Here is a 17,479-nt window from a genome sequence, read left to right on the forward strand (position 1 = left end):
CAGCCGGAGACCGTCAGGACGCACAACCCGCTGAGAAGCGTGTCTCCGCAGTTGAAGCTAGTGACTCGGCCGGATGAGATGAACCCCTGCCAACCCCTGACTCGGGACCTGGTGATTACTCCGGGCCGCCGGACGACGATGTCCAGGAATCGGCCGGAGGAATGGCGAAAGAATCCACGGGTACGTCGTTCAATTACACAGACAGCACGGCCGGGCCAGGGTCAACCCCTATCGCCGCCCCTACCGGTCTCGAGGAGCGTCACGCCGATCCACCCGTCGACCGCGAGGGCGGTGGACCCGGCAGCCGACTCCAGGATGGTGAAGTGGTCGCCCGGCACGTCGATCGTCTCGTGCGGCAGGTCCCACTCGGCCCGCCAGCCGCCGTCGCCCGTCTCCGCCGACCACGGTTCCGTGGCGCGTACCAGCAGCGTCCGGGTGGCCACCGGCTTCGGCTCCCACGCCCCGAAGATCTCGTGGTAGCGGCCCATCGCCGTGATCCGGGTGTCGCTGCGCAGCTCCATCCCGCTCTCCCGCTCCGCGACCGCTTGGGCGAGCCCGGTCGAGAGCCACGGCCGGCGACGGATCGACTCCGGCGTGGAGCTGTCGAGCAGCAGTACCGCGGCGGGCGGTAGCTGCGCCGCCTCCAGGTGCGCGGTCAGCGCGTGCGCCAGCATGCCCGACATCGACCGCCCGACGAGGACGAAGCCGTCCCCGTCTGCCGTCAGGCGGCGGACCGCCTCGGCCTGCATCCGCACGAGCGCGTCGAGCGACTCCGGCAGAGCCTCGCCGTCGAGGTAGCCGGGCTCGGGCAGTGCCCACACCTCGCGCCTGCCCCGCAGCGCGGCGGCGAACGGCGCGAACTCGTGCGGGCCGGCGACGGCGCTGAAGCTGGGCAGGCAGATCAGCCGGAGCCCGCCGGAGCCGTCGGCCAGGCGTACCGGGCCGGGAACGTGCTGCTCGGCGGTGGCGACGTCGAAGGCCGGTCGCAGTCGCGCCGCCGCCTGCACGAGGGCGAGTCCTTCGTCGAGCCGGCCCTGCGTGCAGGCTTGCCAGTAGAGCGCACTGACCGTGCCGGACGATTCCGGTCCACGACCGTCGGCGCGTTCGGCGAGATGCCGGGCGAGAGCCGCCAGTGAGGGCTCGTCGAAGACGACGGTCGGCTCCAGCGGGATGCCGGTCGCCGCGACCAGGCGTCGGCGCAGCTCCGTCGCGGTCAGCGAGTCGAAGCCGAGTTCCAGCAGGCTGAGCCGGTCGTCCAGGAGGTCGGTCGGGTCGTGGCCGAGCGCGGCGGCGACCTCCCGCCGGACCAGCGCCAGCGCCGTGGCCGGGTCGAAGGAGATGCCCCCCGGGACTTCTCCGGGCGCTCGGTCCACCGAACGCACGACCCGCCGGATCGGGCGCCGGACCGGCGTCGGTTCGGCAGCGGCCGACCCGGCGCCGTTCAGAGCGCCGGTGGGCGTCCCGGCGCTGTTCCGGGAATCGGCGGCCGAGCCGGGGCGTCCCAGCACGACCGTGCCGGCCGTCAGCACAGGTACGCCCGTCGCGTCGGTGGCCAGCAGGGTGTGGCCGTTGTCGGGCCGGGTCGACAGCCGGAGCCGCAGGTGGTGGGCGCCGGTGGCGAGCAGCCGCACGTCGCGCCACCGGGTGAGCGGTGCGGGTCCGCCCGGCCCCGGCAGCGCGGCCAGGGCCTCCAGCAGCGCCGGGTGCAGCAGATAGCCGTCGGCCCGCGCGGGGTCGGGCAGGACCGCTTCGGCGAAGACCGCACCGTCGCCGTGCCACACGGCCCGCAGGGTGGCGTCCGCGCCGACCTCGACGGCCTCCGCTCCGGCCGGGGGCCAGACATCGATCGGCTCCGGCTCGTCGGTCGCGTCGCCGGTCACGAGGGTCGCGGTCGCGTTGACGGTCCAGCCGATGCCGTCGTACGAGGAAATGCTCGCCGCCCGCCGCCCGGCCGGATCGGCGTCCCGGACCCGCACCTGCACCCGCGTCCCGCCCGCGTCGGCGGCGGGAAGCGGCACCAGCAGCTCCGCCTCCTCGATCACCTCGGCACCGACCTCGTCACCGGCCCGCAGCAGCAGCTCCACCACCAGGCCGCCCGGCGCGTCCAGACCATCCGCTCCCGGAAGCGTCGCGTCGAACAGCACGCCGTCACCCGCGATCACCAGCGGGTCACCCAGGTCGAGGCCGTCGTCCGCGACCGCGTCGGTGAGCCACAGGCGCCGGTGCTGGAACGGGTACGTCGGCAAGGCGACCCGGCGGCCACCCGGTACCACCGGCGTCCAGTCGACCGGGATGCCGGTCGCGTGCAGGCGGGCCAGGGCGGTCAGCAGCGCCTCCTCCTCCGGCCGGTCCCGCCGCAGGACCGGCTCCAGTACGGCCTCGTCGGGCATCAGATCGCGGGCCATCGAGGTGAGGGTGCCGTCCGGGCCGAGTTCGAGCAGGGTCGTGACGCCGAGCTGGTGCAGGCCCCGCACACCGTCGTGGAAGCGGACCGGTTCGGCGGCGTGCCGCACCCAGTAGTCCGCCGACCGCAGATCGTCGTCGGTGGCGGGACGGCCGGTGACCGTGGAGACGACCGGGATCTCCGCCGGCGCGTACGTGACCGCCTCGGCGACCGCCCGGAACTTCGCCAGCATCGGCTCCATCAACGGCGAGTGGAAGGCGTGCGAGGTACGAAGCGTCCTGCGCCGGCGGCCCTCGAACCGCTGCGCGACCGCGGTGACCGCGTCGCCGTCGCCGGAGACGACCACCGACTTCGGGCCGTTGATCGCGGCGATGCCGATCCGACCGCCGACCGCCGACATCGCCTCCCGGGCCTCCTCCTCGGTGACGCCCAGCGCCAGCATCGCGCCGTCACCGGGCAGTGCCTGCATCAGCCGGCCCCGGGCGCACACCAGCGCGGCCGTGTCCTCGAGGCTGAGCACCCCGGCGAGGTGGGCCGCGGCGAACTCCCCGATGGAGTGGCCGATCAGCGCGGCGGGCCTGATCCCGAAGTTGCCGAGCAGCCGGGCAAGGGCGATCTCGACGGCGACCAGGGCCGGCTGGGTGTACTCGGTACGGTCGAGGAGTTCGGGGTCGCCGTCGACCACCCGCCGCAGCGGCCGGTCGAGGTGCCGGTCGAACGCGGCGCAGGTCTCCTCCAGCGCGGCGTCGAAGGCGGGGAACGCGGCGGCCAGTTCCCGGCCCATCCCGGCACGCTGGGCGCCCTGTCCGGTGAGGGCGAAGGCGAGCTTCCCATCTCGGCGTACCCCGTGGACGAGGTTCGCCGCCCGGGTACCGTCGCGCAGCGCGTGCAGGCCGGCGACCAGGTCGGCGTGTTCCCGGCCGAGCACGACCGCACGGTGGTCGAACATGGCGCGGGTGACCAGCAGCGAGTGCGCGACGTCGCGGGGCTCGGCGGTCACGTCCGCCAGCCGTTCCGCCTGGTTGCGCAATGCCTCTGGCGTCTTGGCCGACAGCGCCCAGGGCAGCAGTGGACCTTCGGCGGCAGGTACGACGTCCCCGGCGGCGTCGACCACCGCGACTCGCGGGGGGCGGTCCGCCGGCACCGGCTCCGGCTCGACCTCCGGTGCGCCGGGTGCCTCTTCGAGGATCACGTGGGCGTTGGTGCCGCTGATCCCGAACGACGACACCCCGGCACGCCGTCGACGGCCGTCCACTTCCCACGGCTGTGGCCGGGTGAGTAGTTCGACGGCCCCAGCGGACCAGTCGACGTGCGGGCTGGGCTGCTCGGCGTGCAGCGTCCGTGGCAGGATCCCGTGCCGCATGGCCAGTACCATCTTGATCACGCCGGCGACCCCGGCCGCCGCCTGGGTGTGGCCGATGTTGGACTTGATCGAGCCGATCCTGACCGGACTGTCCCGGTCCTGGCCGTACGTGGCGACCAACGCCTGCGCCTCGATCGGGTCGCCGAGCCGGGTACCGGTGCCGTGCGCCTCGACGGCGTCGATGTCGGCGGGGCGCAACCCGGCGGCGGCGAGCGCCTGCTGGATCACACGCTGCTGGCTCGGGCCGTTCGGTGCGGTGAGACCGTTCGACGCGCCGTCCTGGTTGACCGCCGACCCGCTGATCACGGCGAGAACCTGGTGGCCGTGGCGGCGGGCGTCGGAGAGGCGTTCCAGCAGTACCATGCCGGCGCCCTCGGCGGCTCCCATGCCGTCCGCGTCGGCCGAGAACGCCTTGCAGCGCCCGTCGCGGGCGAGGCCCTGCTGTCGGCTGAACTCGACGAAGAAGCCGGGGGTGGACATGACCGTTACGCCTCCGGCGAGGGCGAGCGTGCACTCCCCCTGCCGGAGGGCCTGTGCCGCCAGATGCAGCGCGACAAGCGACGACGAGCAGGCCGTGTCCACGGTCACCGCCGGGCCTTCCAGCCCGAAGGTGTAGGAGATCCGCCCGGACACCACGCTACCGGTGTTGCCGGTGACCAGGTGGCCCTTCACCCGCTCGGGGATCCGGGCGACCAGGCCGGTGTAGTCCTGGCCGCTGGCTCCGGCGAAGACGCCGGTACGGCTGCCGCGCAGCGTCGACGGGTCGATTCCGGCGTTCTCGAACGCCTCCCACGAGATCTCCAGCAGCAGCCGCTGCTGCGGGTCCATCGCCAGCGCCTCGCGCGGTGAAATGCCGAAGAAGCCGGGGTCGAAGTCGGCGACGCCACCGAGGAAGGCGCCCTGCCGGGTGTACGAGGTGCCCGGGTGCTCAGGATCGGGGTGGTAGAGCCGCTCCAGGTCCCAGCCCCGGTCGACGGGGAACGGCCCGACCGCGTCGCCGCCGGTGTCCAGCAGCTCCCACAGCGTCTCGGGAGAGCTGACACCACCGGGGAACCGGCAGCTCATCCCGACGATGACGATCGGGTCCGCCGCACTGTCCGGTACGGGCTCGTTCTCCACCGGCAGGCTCGGCGCGGACCCGGTGCCGAGCGTTTCCGCCAGCACGTACGCGGTGATCGCGGCGGGCGTCGGATGGTCGAAGACGAGCGTGGCGGGTAGCCGCAGTCCGGTGGCGGTGCCAAGCCGGTTGCGAAGTTCGACGGCGGTCAGTGAGTCGAAGCCGATGTCCTTGAACGCGCGGTGCGGGTCGATCGCGTCGGCGCCCCGATGGCCGAGTACCGTCGCTCCGGCGGCCCGGACCAGGTCGAGGACGTGCTGCTCCCGGTCACCGGGCGGCATGGCGGCCAGCCGGCCGGCGAAGCCCGCCGCGTTCGTACCGCTGGCGGCGGTACGACGGGCCGGGGTCCGGACCAGACCACGCATCAGTGGCGGTACGACAGCGTCGGCGCGGTGCAGGGCGCGCAGGTCGAGGCGGGCGGCGACGAGCGCGGGCTCCTCGCGGTGGACCGCCGCGTCGAACACGGCGAGGCCGTGCTCGCGGGTCAGTCCGGCGATGCCGCCACGTGCGAGGCGGCGCAGGTCGGTGTCGTCGAGGTGACCGGTCATGGCGCTGCGTTCGTCCCAGAACCCCCAGGCGAGGGAAGTCGCGGGCAGGCCCTGGCTGCGGCGGTGCCGGGCCAGCGCGTCGAGGAACGCGTTGGCAGCGGCGTAGTTGGCCTGCCCGGCCGCGCCGAGGACACCGGCGACCGACGAGTAGAGCACGAAGATCGCCAGGTCGGCGTCCAGGGTCAGCTCGTGCAGGTTGATCGCGGCATCCACCTTGGCCCGCAGCACCGCCTCGACCTGCTGCGGGGTCAGCGACTCCAGGACTCCATCCGCGAGGACGCCGGCCGCGTGCACGACGCCGGTGAGGGGGTACGCCGGGGGGATGCCGGCCAGGGCGGCAGCCAACTGCTCCCGCTCCGAGGCATCGCAGGAACGTATCGTCACCTCCGTACCGAGGGCGGTGAGCCGGGCACGGAGTTCGTCCGCGCCGTCGGCGGCTTCTCCGGTGCGGCTCAGCAGCAGCAGGTGCGGGGCGCCGGCCGCGGCGAGGTGCTCGGCGATCATCCGGCCCAGCGTGCCGGTCGCGCCGGTGACCAGTACGGTTCCGGTGATCTCGGGTTTCGGCACGGTGAGGACGAGCTTTCCGGTGTGTCGGGCCTGGCTCATGAACCGGAACGCGTCCGCTGCCCTGCGTACGTCGAACCCCCGCAGCGGCAGCGGGCGCAGCGCGCCGGTGGCCATCAGCCCGGTGATCTCGGTGAGGATCCGCTGGATGCGATCGGGGCCGGCCTCGGCCAGGTCGAAGGCGCGGTAGCGGACGGCAGCGGCGGTACGACGGATGTCGGTCTTGCCCATCTCCACGAACCGGCCGTCGGGCGCGAGCAGGTCGAGCGACGCGTCGACGAAGTCACCGGCGAGACTGTTCAGGACGACGTCCATACCGGCCGGGAAACGTTCCGCGAAGGTCAGGTCACGGGAACTGGCGAGGTGGTCCTCGGCCAGGCCGAGCCCGCGCAACACGTCCCACTTGCCGGGGCTGGCCGTACCGAACACCTCCGCGCCCCAGTGCTGCGCCAGTTGCACGGCCGCCTGCCCGACGCCGCCGGCAGCCGCGTGGATCAGCACCCGTTCCCCGGCGCGCAGCCCGGCGAGGTCGTGCAGGGCGTACCAGGCGGTGGCGAACGCCGCGGGCACCGTGGCGGCACGGGCGAAGGACCAACCCTCGGGGATCGCGGCGAGCATCCGCTCGTCGGCGACGGCTTCGGGGCCGAAGGCGCCGGTGAACAGGCCCATCACCCGGTCGCCGGGGCGCAGCGCAGTCACCTCGTCGCCGACGTCGAGCACGATCCCGGCGGCCTCGCCGCCGATGGTTCCGGCGCCCGGATACATGCCGAGGCTGAGCAGGACGTCCCGGAAGTTCACCCCGGCCGCGCGGACTCCGACCCGGACCTCGCGCGCCGCGAGCCCGGGCCGCTCGACGGCGGCGACGACGAGGCTGTCCAGGGAACCGTCGGCGCCCGCCTCGACCCGCCAGATGCCGTCGGCGGGGAGTTCGAGGACGTCGGCGGTGGTCGGGCGGGCGAGCCCGGGAACCAGCAGCCGGTCGCCGCGCACGGCGATCTGGCTCTCGCCGGTGGCGACGGCGGCGGGCAGCAGGGGCAGCGCGTCCGCGCCGTCCACGTCCACGAGGACGAACCTGTCGTGGTGTTCGGCCTGCGCGGAGCGGACCAGACCCCACACCGCCGCGTGGGCAGGCTCGGTCAGGTCGTGTCCGTCCGGGGCCGCGCTCACCGCGCCGGTGGTGACCAGCACCAGCCGCGAGCCGGCGGTACGTGCGTCGGCGAGCCACCGCTGGAGCAGGTCGAGGATGCCGAGGGTGGCCTGGTGCGTCCGGCCGGCGAGCCCAAGGCCGGTCGGTGCCGGGGGCAGCAGCAGGGCCACGGTTTCCGCCGGAGTGCCGGGTGCGGCGAGCAGGGCGGCGAGGTCGGGGGGCTGAGCGGCCACGGTGCCGAGCCGGGCCGCCGGTTCCGGGGCGCCGACCACCGCCCAGCGGGTGGCGTCGTGGTCGGCGGCCGGAGTGGTCCCGGTCCAGTCGACCCGCCAGAGCGCGTCGCCGACGGCGGGGCGGGTGGCAGTGGTGTCGGTGAGGGGTCGGGTGACGAGTCTGTCGACGGTGACGACGGGGGCGCCGGTGGGGTCGAAGGCGTGCAGGGTCAGGTCGCCCTGCTCGTCGCGGGTCAGCCGGACGCGCAGGTGGGTGGCGCCGCCGGCATGCAGGGTGACGCCGGTGAAGGCGAACGGCAGCCGGGGGTGGTCGCCGGTGGCGGCGGTCGGGTCGAGGGAGACCGTTTGCAGGGCTGCGTCGAAGAGGGCGGGATGCAGTGCGAACCCGTCGGTCTCGACGCCTTCCGGCAGGGCGACGTCGGCGTACAGGCTCCCGTCGTGCCACCAGGCGGCTCGCAGGCCCTGGAAGGCGGGTCCGTAGTGGTAGCCGCCGTCGGCGAGCCGCTCGTAGACCCCCTCCACGGGCAGTCGCTGGGCATCGGCGGGCGGCCACGAGGGCGGGGGGTGACCACCAGCTCCGGTGCCACGGGCCAGGGTCGCGGTCGCGTGGTGCGTGAAGTCGTCCTCGTCGTCGGGGCGGGAGTGGACGCTGACCGTGCCGTCACGCAGGACGACCTGTAGTGTCACGTGTCCCCGCCGTGGCAGTACCAGCGGGCTGTGCAGGGTCATCTCCTCGATGTGGTCGTAGCCGACCTCGTCGCCCGCCCGGACGGCGAGTTCGACGAAGGCGGTCCCGGGGACCAGGACCGTGTCGCCCACGGTGTGGTCGGCCAGCCAGGCGTGGCTCTGCAGGGACAGCCGTCCGGTGAGGACCAGTGCGTCGCCGTCGGCCAGCCGCATCGATCCCGCGACCAGGGGATGCCGCGCCGCCGCAAGACCGGCCGCCCGGACGTCACCGGTCGACGACCCGAGCCAGAACCGGCGACGCTGGAACGGATACGACGGCAGGTCCACCCGATTCCCCACCGGTACCCACTCGTCGAGATCGACCTGAACACCCTGGACGAACAGCTCTGCCGCCGACAGCAACAACCGATCCAGACCGCCCTCGTCACGACGCAGCGAGCCGACCACCACCGCCGCACCGCCCACCGACTCCACGACCTCCGCGACCGGAGCGGTCAGTACCGGGTGCGGACTCATCTCCACAAACGCACCCACACCATCGCTCGCCAACCGCGCCACCACCGGCTCCAGCAGCACGGTATGCCGCAGATTCTCAAACCAGTAACCGGCGCCCAACCCCGCTCCGTCCACCACCTCGCCCCGCAGAGTCGAAAAGAACGGCACCCGCCCCGCCTGCGGCCGCACCGGACCGAGCACACGAACCAATTCCTCACGCAGGACCTCCATCTGAGCCGAGTGCGAGGCGTAAGTGACCGGTACCCGACGAGCCCGCACCCCCCGCTGTTCACACCACGACTCGACCTGCGCCAGCCCCGCCACCTCACCAGAGACCACCGTCGCCGCCGGCCCGTTGACCGCCGCGACCCCCACCCCCGACACCTCTTCCAACAACACCCGCACCTCGGCCACCGACATCGCCACCGAAGTCATCCCACTCTCGACACCCACCAACCCGGCGATCGCCGCCGACCGCAGCGCAACCACCCGAGCACCATCCTGCAAAGACAACGCCCCAGCCACACACGCCGCCGCAATCTCACCCTGCGAATGACCAACCACAACAGACGGCCGCACACCCCACGACCCCCACACCGCAGCCAACGACACCATCACCGCCCACAACACCGGCTGCACCACCTCAACCCGCCGCAACGCCTCCTCATCACCCAAAACCTCAGTCAACGACCAATCCACAAACGGCGCCAACGCCCGCTCACACTCCGCCATCCGCCCCGCAAAAACCGGCGACACCGCAAGCAACTCCACCCCCATACCCACCCACTGCGCACCCTGCCCCGGAAACACGAACACCACCCGCTCGTCCCGACCACCAAGACGACCGGTAACGACATTCGGCGCCTCACCGCCGGCAGCGAGGGCCCGCAGACCGTCCCGGGCGGCAGCCGGGTCAGTGGCGGCCACCACGGCGCGTTCGGCGAGCACACCGCGCGTGCGGACCAGGGAGGAAGCCACGTCGCGTAGCAGGATGCCGTCGGTAGCGAGCAGGTCGGCCAACCGGGCCGCCTGCTCACGCAGGGCGTTCGGCGCGGAGGCGGAGAGCACCAGGGGTACGGGTGCGGCGGTGTCCGGCTGCGGCACGACCGGTTCGCGGTCCTCGGCCTCTTCGAGGATCACGTGGGCGTTGGTGCCGCTGATACCGAAGGACGAGATGCCGGCGCGGCGGGGGTGACCGTTGCGCTGCCACGGCTGCGCCTCGGTCAACAGCCGCACATCACCGGCTGACCAGTCGACCTCGGGAGTGGGAACATCAGCGTGCAGGGTGCGCGGCAGCAGACCATTACGCATCGCGAGGACCATCTTGATGACGCCGGCCACGCCGGAGGCCGCCTGGGTGTGGCCGAGGTTGGACTTCACCGAACCGAGCCAGAGGGGACGGTCGCGGTCCTGGCCGTAGGCATTGAGCAGCGCCTGGGCCTCGATGGGGTCACCCAACCGCGTCCCCGTCCCATGCGCCTCCACCACATCAACACCCGACGCATCCACACCCGCATTCACCAACGCCTGCCGAATCACCCGCTGCTGCGAAGGCCCACTCGGCGCCGTCAAACCATTCGACGCACCATCCTGATTCACCGCCGAACCCCGCACCACCGCCAACACCCGATGACCATTACGCCGCGCATCCGACAAACGCTCAACAACCAACACCCCCACACCCTCAGCAGCACCCATCCCATCCGCATCCACCGAAAACGCCTTACACCGACCATCCACCGCCAACCCACGCTGCCGCGAAAACTCCAAAAACAACGCCGGCGTCGACATCACCGACACCCCACCCACCAACGCCAAACCACACTCACCCTGCCGCAACGCCTGCACCGCCAAATGCAACGCCACCAACGACGACGAACACGCCGTATCCACCGTCACCGCAGGACCCTCCCACCCAAAAAAATACGACAACCGCCCCGACAACACCGACGCCGCATTCCCCGTCACCAAATGACCCTCAACACCCTCCACCACCTCCCCCGGCGAACCCCCATAATCATGACCACTCAAACCAGCAAAAACACCCGTCCCCGAACCCCGCAAACCCACAGGATCCAAACCCGCATCCTCCAACGCCACCCACGCCGTCTCCAAAAACAAACGCTGCTGCGGATCCATCGCCAAAGCCTCACGCGGAGAAATACCAAAAAACTCCGCATCAAACCCCGCAACATCAACAACAAACCCACCCGACCGCACATACGACTTCCCCGACACCGAAGGATCCGGATCAAACAAACCATCAACATCCCAACCCCGATCCACCGGAAAACCACCCACCACCTCCCCACCCCCCACCAACAACTCCCACAACCCACCCACCGACTCCACCCCACCACCAAACCGACACCCCATACCCACCACCGCAACCGGCTCCGACATCGCAGCGGCCGTGCTGACGGGCGTGGCGGGCCTCTGCTCGGTCTCGCCGACAAGGTCGGTGCGCAGCCGGCGGGCGAGTTCGGTGGGGTTGGGGTGGTCGAAGACGAGGGTGGCGGGTAGCCGCAGTCCGGTGGCGGTGCTGAGCCGGTTGCGGAGCTCGACGGCGGTCAGCGAGTCGAAGCCGATGTCCTTGAAGGCCCGGTGCGGGTCGATCGCGTCGGAGCCCCGGTGCCCGAGTACGGCTGCGGCGCTGGTCCGCACGAGGGTGAGCAGGAACTGGTCACGTTCGTCGGCCGGCATGGCGGCCAACTGGGCGGCCAGGCCGGTGGCGGCGGCGCCTGCGGTGGCGCGGGTCCTGCGACGGCCCGGGGTGCGCAGCAGGCTCCGCAGAATCGGAGGTGTCTCGGCGTGTTGCCGGCCCAGTGCCCGCAGGTCGAGACGGACGGGGGCAAGGACGGGTTCGGGGTGGACGACGGCCCGGTCGAACAGGGCGAGACCTTGCTCCCGGGACAGGCCCACGATGCCACCTCGGGCGAGTCGCCGCAGGTCGGCGTCGTCGAGGTGGCCGGTCATCGCACTGCGCTCTGCCCAGAATCCCCACGCCAGGGACGTACCGGCCAGGCCGAGGCCACGGCGATGGCGGGCCAGCGCGTCGAGGAACGCGTTCGCGGCGGCGTAGTTGGCCTGACCGGCCGCACCCAGCACCCCGGCAACCGACGAGTAGAGCACGAACATCGACAGGTCGGTGGCCTCGGTGAGCTCGTGCAGGTTGACTGCGGCGTCCACCTTGGCCCGCAGTACGGCCTCGACCTGATCGGCGGTCAGCGACTCCAGCACGCCGTCGTCGAGTACGCCGGCCGCATGCACGACGCCGGTCAGCGGCCACTGCCGTGGGATCTCGGTCAGCACCCGTGCCAACTGTCGGCGGTCGACGACGTCACAGGCGCGGACCGTCACCGCCGCGCCCAGCCCGGTCAGCCGTTCCCGCAGTTCGTCGACACCCGGCGCGGCCTCACCCGTGCGGCTGAGCAGCAGCAGATGCGGCGTCCCCGCTGCGGCAAGGTGCTCCGCGACCAGCCTGCCCAGCGTGCCGGTGGCACCGGTGACCATCACCGTCCCGGGCACCTCGCGGCGCGGCACCGCGAGGACGACCTTCCCGACGTGCCGGGCCTGGCTCATCAACCGCAACGCTTCCGACACCCGCCGCACGTCGAACACCCGCGACGGCAACGGCCGCAGAACGCCGTCCGCCATCAGACCGGCGACCTGCGACAAGATCTGCTGGGTCCGGTCCAGGCCGGCGTCCGCCAGGTCGAACGCCCGGTAGTCCACCCCGTCCGGTGCCCGGACGTCGGTCTTACCCATCTCCACGAAGCGGCCACCCGGGGCGAGCAGCCCCAGCGACGCATCGACGAACTCACCGGCGAGACTGTTCAGGACGATGTCCATGTCGGCCGGGAAACGCTCCGCGAACGACAGGTCCCGGGAACTGCCGATGTGGTCGTCGGTCAGACCCAGGCCGCGCAGGACGTCCCACTTACCGGCGCTGGCGGTGCCGAACACCTCGGCACCCCAGTGACGGGCCAGCTGCACCGCCGCCTGCCCCACACCGCCGGCCGCGGCGTGCACGAGCACCCGCTGGCCGGCCCGCAACCCGCCGAGATCACGCAGCGCGTACCAGGCCGTGGCGAAGGCGACCGGGACCGTGGCCGCCAGCGCGAACGACCATCCTCGGGGGATGCCGACGAGCATCCGCTCGTTCGCGACGGCCTCCGGGCCGAAGGCACCGGTGAACAGTCCCATCACCCGGTCACCCGGACGTACGCCGGTCACCTCCGCGCCGACCTCCAGGACCACACCGGCGGCCTCGCCACCGATGGTCCCGGTACCCGGGTACATCCCGAGACTCAGCAACACGTCCCGGAAGTTCACTCCTGCGGCGCGAACCCCGACCCGAACCTCCCGGGCAGCCAGCACCCGAGGCGGCACCGCAACGATGTGGAGACTGTCCAAGGATCCGTCCGTACCGGACTCCACCCGCCAGGAACCCTCGCCCCGAGGCGGCGCCAGCGCCGGGGCGACCGCACGGACCAGCCGGGGCGCGTACGCCGTCTCGCCGCGCAGCAGGATCTCGGGTTCGTCCGTTCGCAGTGCTGCGGCCAGCACCGCGCGCGGCACGTGCACACCGGTGCCGAGGTCGACGAGGACGAGCCGTCCGGGGTGTTCGGCCTGCGCGGAGCGCAGCAGGCCGACGAGGGCGGCCCGGGTCAGGTCCGGTGTCTCGCCGTCCAGGGTGACGGCCCCGTGGGTCAGGACGACGAGGCGGGCGTCCGCGAGGCGTACCTCGGCGAGCCAGCGCTGTACGGCCTCCAGCAGCCCGACGGTGCTGTCGCGGACCGCACCGGTGAGCGCCTCGCCGTGGCCCGCGTCGCCCCGGCCGGCGTCGAACACCACGACGGTGGTGCCGTCGGGGATCTCGGCGGGGCTGTGGTGGGTCTCGGTGCTGCCGTCTTCCCAGGTCGCCGTCGGGGTGGGGCTGGCCAGCAGCGTCCAGGGCGTCTCGGCTGCCGTGGGGTCGGGTTCGACCGTGAGCGGGGTCCACTCGACGCGGAAGAGTGCGTCGTCGAGGTCGGGTTCGGCGGGTGCGGTGTCGGTCAGGGGTCGGGTGACCAGTTTGCCGACGGTGACGACCGGGTTACCGGCGGGATCGAACGCATGCAGGGTCACCGACCCCTCGTCATCCCGGGCCAGTCGGACCCGCAGCGTGGTCGCACCGCTGGCGTGCACGTTGACCCCGGTGAACGCGAACGGCAACCGTGGCCCCGCACCGGCCTCGCCGCCCCGTTCCAGCGCGACGGCCTGCAGCGCGGCATCGAACAGGGCCGGATGCAGGGCGAACCCGTCGACCTCGACGTTCTCGGCCAGCGCGACCTCGGCGTAGACGCTGCCGTCGAGATGCCAGGCGGCGCGCAGTCCCTGGAATGCGGGGCCGTAGTGATAACCCTCTTCCGCCAGCCGCTCGTAGACCCCGTCGACCTGGATTGTCTCGGCGCCGGGCGGGGGCCACTGCGTCAGACGGCCGGGGTCACTCTCCCGGACGCCGGTGGTCAGGACGGCGGCGGCGTGCCGGGTGTAGGGCTCGTCCTGGTCGGCGTCGTCGGGTCGCGAGTGGATGGTGAGCGAGCCTCGGCCCTGCTCGTCGGGGGCACGCAGAACCATCTGCAGGTGTACCCCGCCGCGCCACGGAAGGATCAGCGGGGTGTACAGGGTGAGCTCGTCGATGTGGTCGTAGCCGGCCTCGTCACCGGCTCGGGCGGCGAGTTCGACGAAGGCGGTGCCGGGCACCAAGACGTTGTCACCGATGGTGTGGTCGGCCAGCCAGGCGTGACTGTGCAACGACAGCCGTCCGGTCAGTACGACACCGTCGCCGTCGGCCAGCCGCATCGATCCCGCGACCAGGGGATGCCGCGCCGCCGCAAGACCGGCCGCCCGGACGTCACCGGTCGACGACCCGAGCCAGAACCGGCGACGCTGAAACGGATACGACGGCAGGTCCACCCGATTCCCCACCGGTACCCACTCGTCGAGATCGACCTGAACACCCTGGACGAACAGCTCTGCCGCCGACAGCAACAACCGATCCAGACCGCCCTCGTCACGACGCAGCGAGCCGACCACCACCGCCGCACCGCCCACCGACTCCACGACCTCCGCGACCGGAGCGGTCAGTACCGGGTGCGGACTCATCTCCACAAACGCACCCACACCATCGCTCGCCAACCGCGCCACCACCGGCTCCAGCAGCACGGTATGCCGCAGATTCTCAAACCAGTAACCGGCGCCCAACCCCGCTCCGTCCACCACCTCGCCCCGCAGAGTCGAAAAGAACGGCACCCGCCCCGCCTGCGGCCGCACCGGACCGAGCACACGAACCAATTCCTCACGCAGGACCTCCATCTGAGCCGAGTGCGAGGCGTAAGTGACCGGTACCCGACGAGCCCGCACCCCCCGCTGTTCACACCACGACTCGACCTGCGCCAGCCCCGCCACCTCACCAGAGACCACCGTCGCCGCCGGCCCGTTGACCGCCGCGACCCCCACCCCCGACACCTCTTCCAACAACACCCGCACCTCGGCCACCGACATCGCCACCGAAGTCATCCCACTCTCGACACCCACCAACCCGGCGATCGCCGCCGACCGCAGCGCAACCACCCGAGCACCATCCTGCAAAGACAACGCCCCAGCCACACACGCCGCCGCAATCTCACCCTGCGAATGACCAACCACAACAGACGGCCGCACACCCCACGACCCCCACACCGCAGCCAACGACACCATCACCGCCCACAACACCGGCTGCACCACCTCAACCCGCCGCAACGCCTCCTCATCACCCAAAACCTCAGTCAACGACCAATCCACAAACGGCGCCAACGCCCGCTCACACTCCGCCATCCGCCCCGCAAAAACCGGCGACACCGCAAGCAACTCCACCCCCATACCCACCCACTGCGCACCCTGCCCCGGAAACACGAACACCACCCGCTCGTCCCGACCACCAAGACGACCGGTAACGACATTCGGCGCCTCACCGCCGGCAGCGAGGGCCCGCAGACCCTCCACCCCGCCGGTCCGATCGGCGGCAACCACCACCGCCCGCTCGCCGAGCACGCCCCGCGTTCGCACCAGCGACGACGCCACATCACCCACCACGACGTCCTCGCGGGCCAGCAGATCCGCCAACCGCGCCGCCTGTTGCCGCAACGCGTCCGGCGAGGACGCCGAGACGACGAGCGGGACCGCCGGCGGCAGTTCCTTCGGCGCGACGACGGCCGGGGTGTCCGCCGGCTCGGTGTATTCCTCGAGAATCGCGTGGGCGTTGGTGCCGCTCATGCCGAAGGACGAGATGCCGGCGCGGCGGGGGTGACCGTTGCGCTGCCACGGCTGCGCCTCGGTCAACAGCCGCACATCACCGGCTGACCAGTCGACCTCGGGAGTGGGAACATCAGCGTGCAGGGTGCGCGGCAGCAGACCATTACGCATCGCGAGGACCATCTTGATGACGCCGGCCACGCCCGCCGCCGCCTGGGTGTGGCCGATGTTCGACTTCACCGAACCGAGCAGGAGCGGGTTGTCGGGGCTGTGAGCCCTGCCGTACGTCGCCTGGATCGCCTGGGCCTCGATGGGGTCACCCAACCGCGTCCCCGTCCCATGCGCCTCCACCACATCAACACCCGACGCATCCACACCCGCATTCACCAACGCCTGCCGAATCACCCGCTGCTGCGAAGGCCCACTCGGCGCCGTCAAACCATTCGACGCACCATCCTGATTCACCGCCGAACCCCGCACCACCGCCAACACCCGATGACCATTACGCCGCGCATCCGACAAACGCTCAACAACCAACACCCCCACACCCTCAGCAGCACCCATCCCATCCGCATCCACCGAAAACGCCTTACACCGACCATCCACCGCCAACCCACGCTGCCGCGAAAACTCCAAAAACAACGCCGGCGTCGACATCACCGACACCCCACCCACCAACGCCAAACCACACTCACCCTGCCGCAACGCCTGCACCGCCAAATGCAACGCCACCAACGACGACGAACACGCCGTATCCACCGTCACCGCAGGACCCTCCCACCCAAAAAAATACGACAACCGCCCCGACAACACCGACGCCGCATTCCCCGTCACCAAATGACCCTCAACACCCTCCACCACCTCCCCCGGCGAACCCCCATAATCATGACCACTCAAACCAGCAAAAACACCCGTCCCCGAACCCCGCAAACCCACAGGATCCAAACCCGCATCCTCCAACGCCACCCACGCCGTCTCCAAAAACAAACGCTGCTGCGGATCCATCGCCAAAGCCTCACGCGGAGAAATACCAAAAAACTCCGCATCAAACCCCGCAACATCAACAACAAACCCACCCGACCGCACATACGACTTCCCCGACACCGAAGGATCCGGATCAAACAAACCATCAACATCCCAACCCCGATCCACCGGAAAACCACCCACCACCTCCCCACCCCCCACCAACAACTCCCACAACCCACCCACCGACTCCACCCCACCACCAAACCGACACCCCATACCCACCACCGCAACCGGCTCCGACATCGCAGCGGCGAGCCGGTTGTTGTCCTGGCGGATGCGGTCGTTCTCCTTCAGCGACGCCCGCAGCGCCTCGACAAGCTGTTCGGTTGACGTGGTCATGGGATCTCCCGTTCTCGTCGGGCCGGCCGGAGAGTGCGGGCCGGGCCGGGATGGAGCAAGGCCGCTCCGCACCGCCGTACGAACCTCGGCTCCCCGAGCCGGGGCAGGTGAAGGAAGCGACCACAGTGGCCAGCGAATGCGCGCACGAATCTGTGCCGAACCTATTCGGGCACTCGCCAGACCGGACACCCCTACCGAGGCGATCCACCCCCTATCCCAGGCGATCAGAAACCGCCGCGAAACATTTCCCGCGGGGAGGGCCGGCACGCTACCCGATG

General features: G+C 71.2%; 1 protein-coding gene. It reads right to left on the reverse strand.

Features of this window, described 5'->3' with window-relative positions:
- Positions 1–221 precede the first annotated feature (221 nt).
- The gene (locus ACN28C_RS22945) at positions 222–17,201 is read right to left on the reverse strand and encodes an SDR family NAD(P)-dependent oxidoreductase (protein WP_422769588.1); all 16,980 of its coding nucleotides are present in this window, start codon (positions 17,199–17,201) and stop codon (positions 222–224) included.
- Positions 17,202–17,479: the final 278 nt, after the last annotated feature.

This window comes from Plantactinospora sp. WMMC1484 (assembly GCF_049315195.1).
Classification (GTDB): domain Bacteria; phylum Actinomycetota; class Actinomycetes; order Mycobacteriales; family Micromonosporaceae; genus Plantactinospora.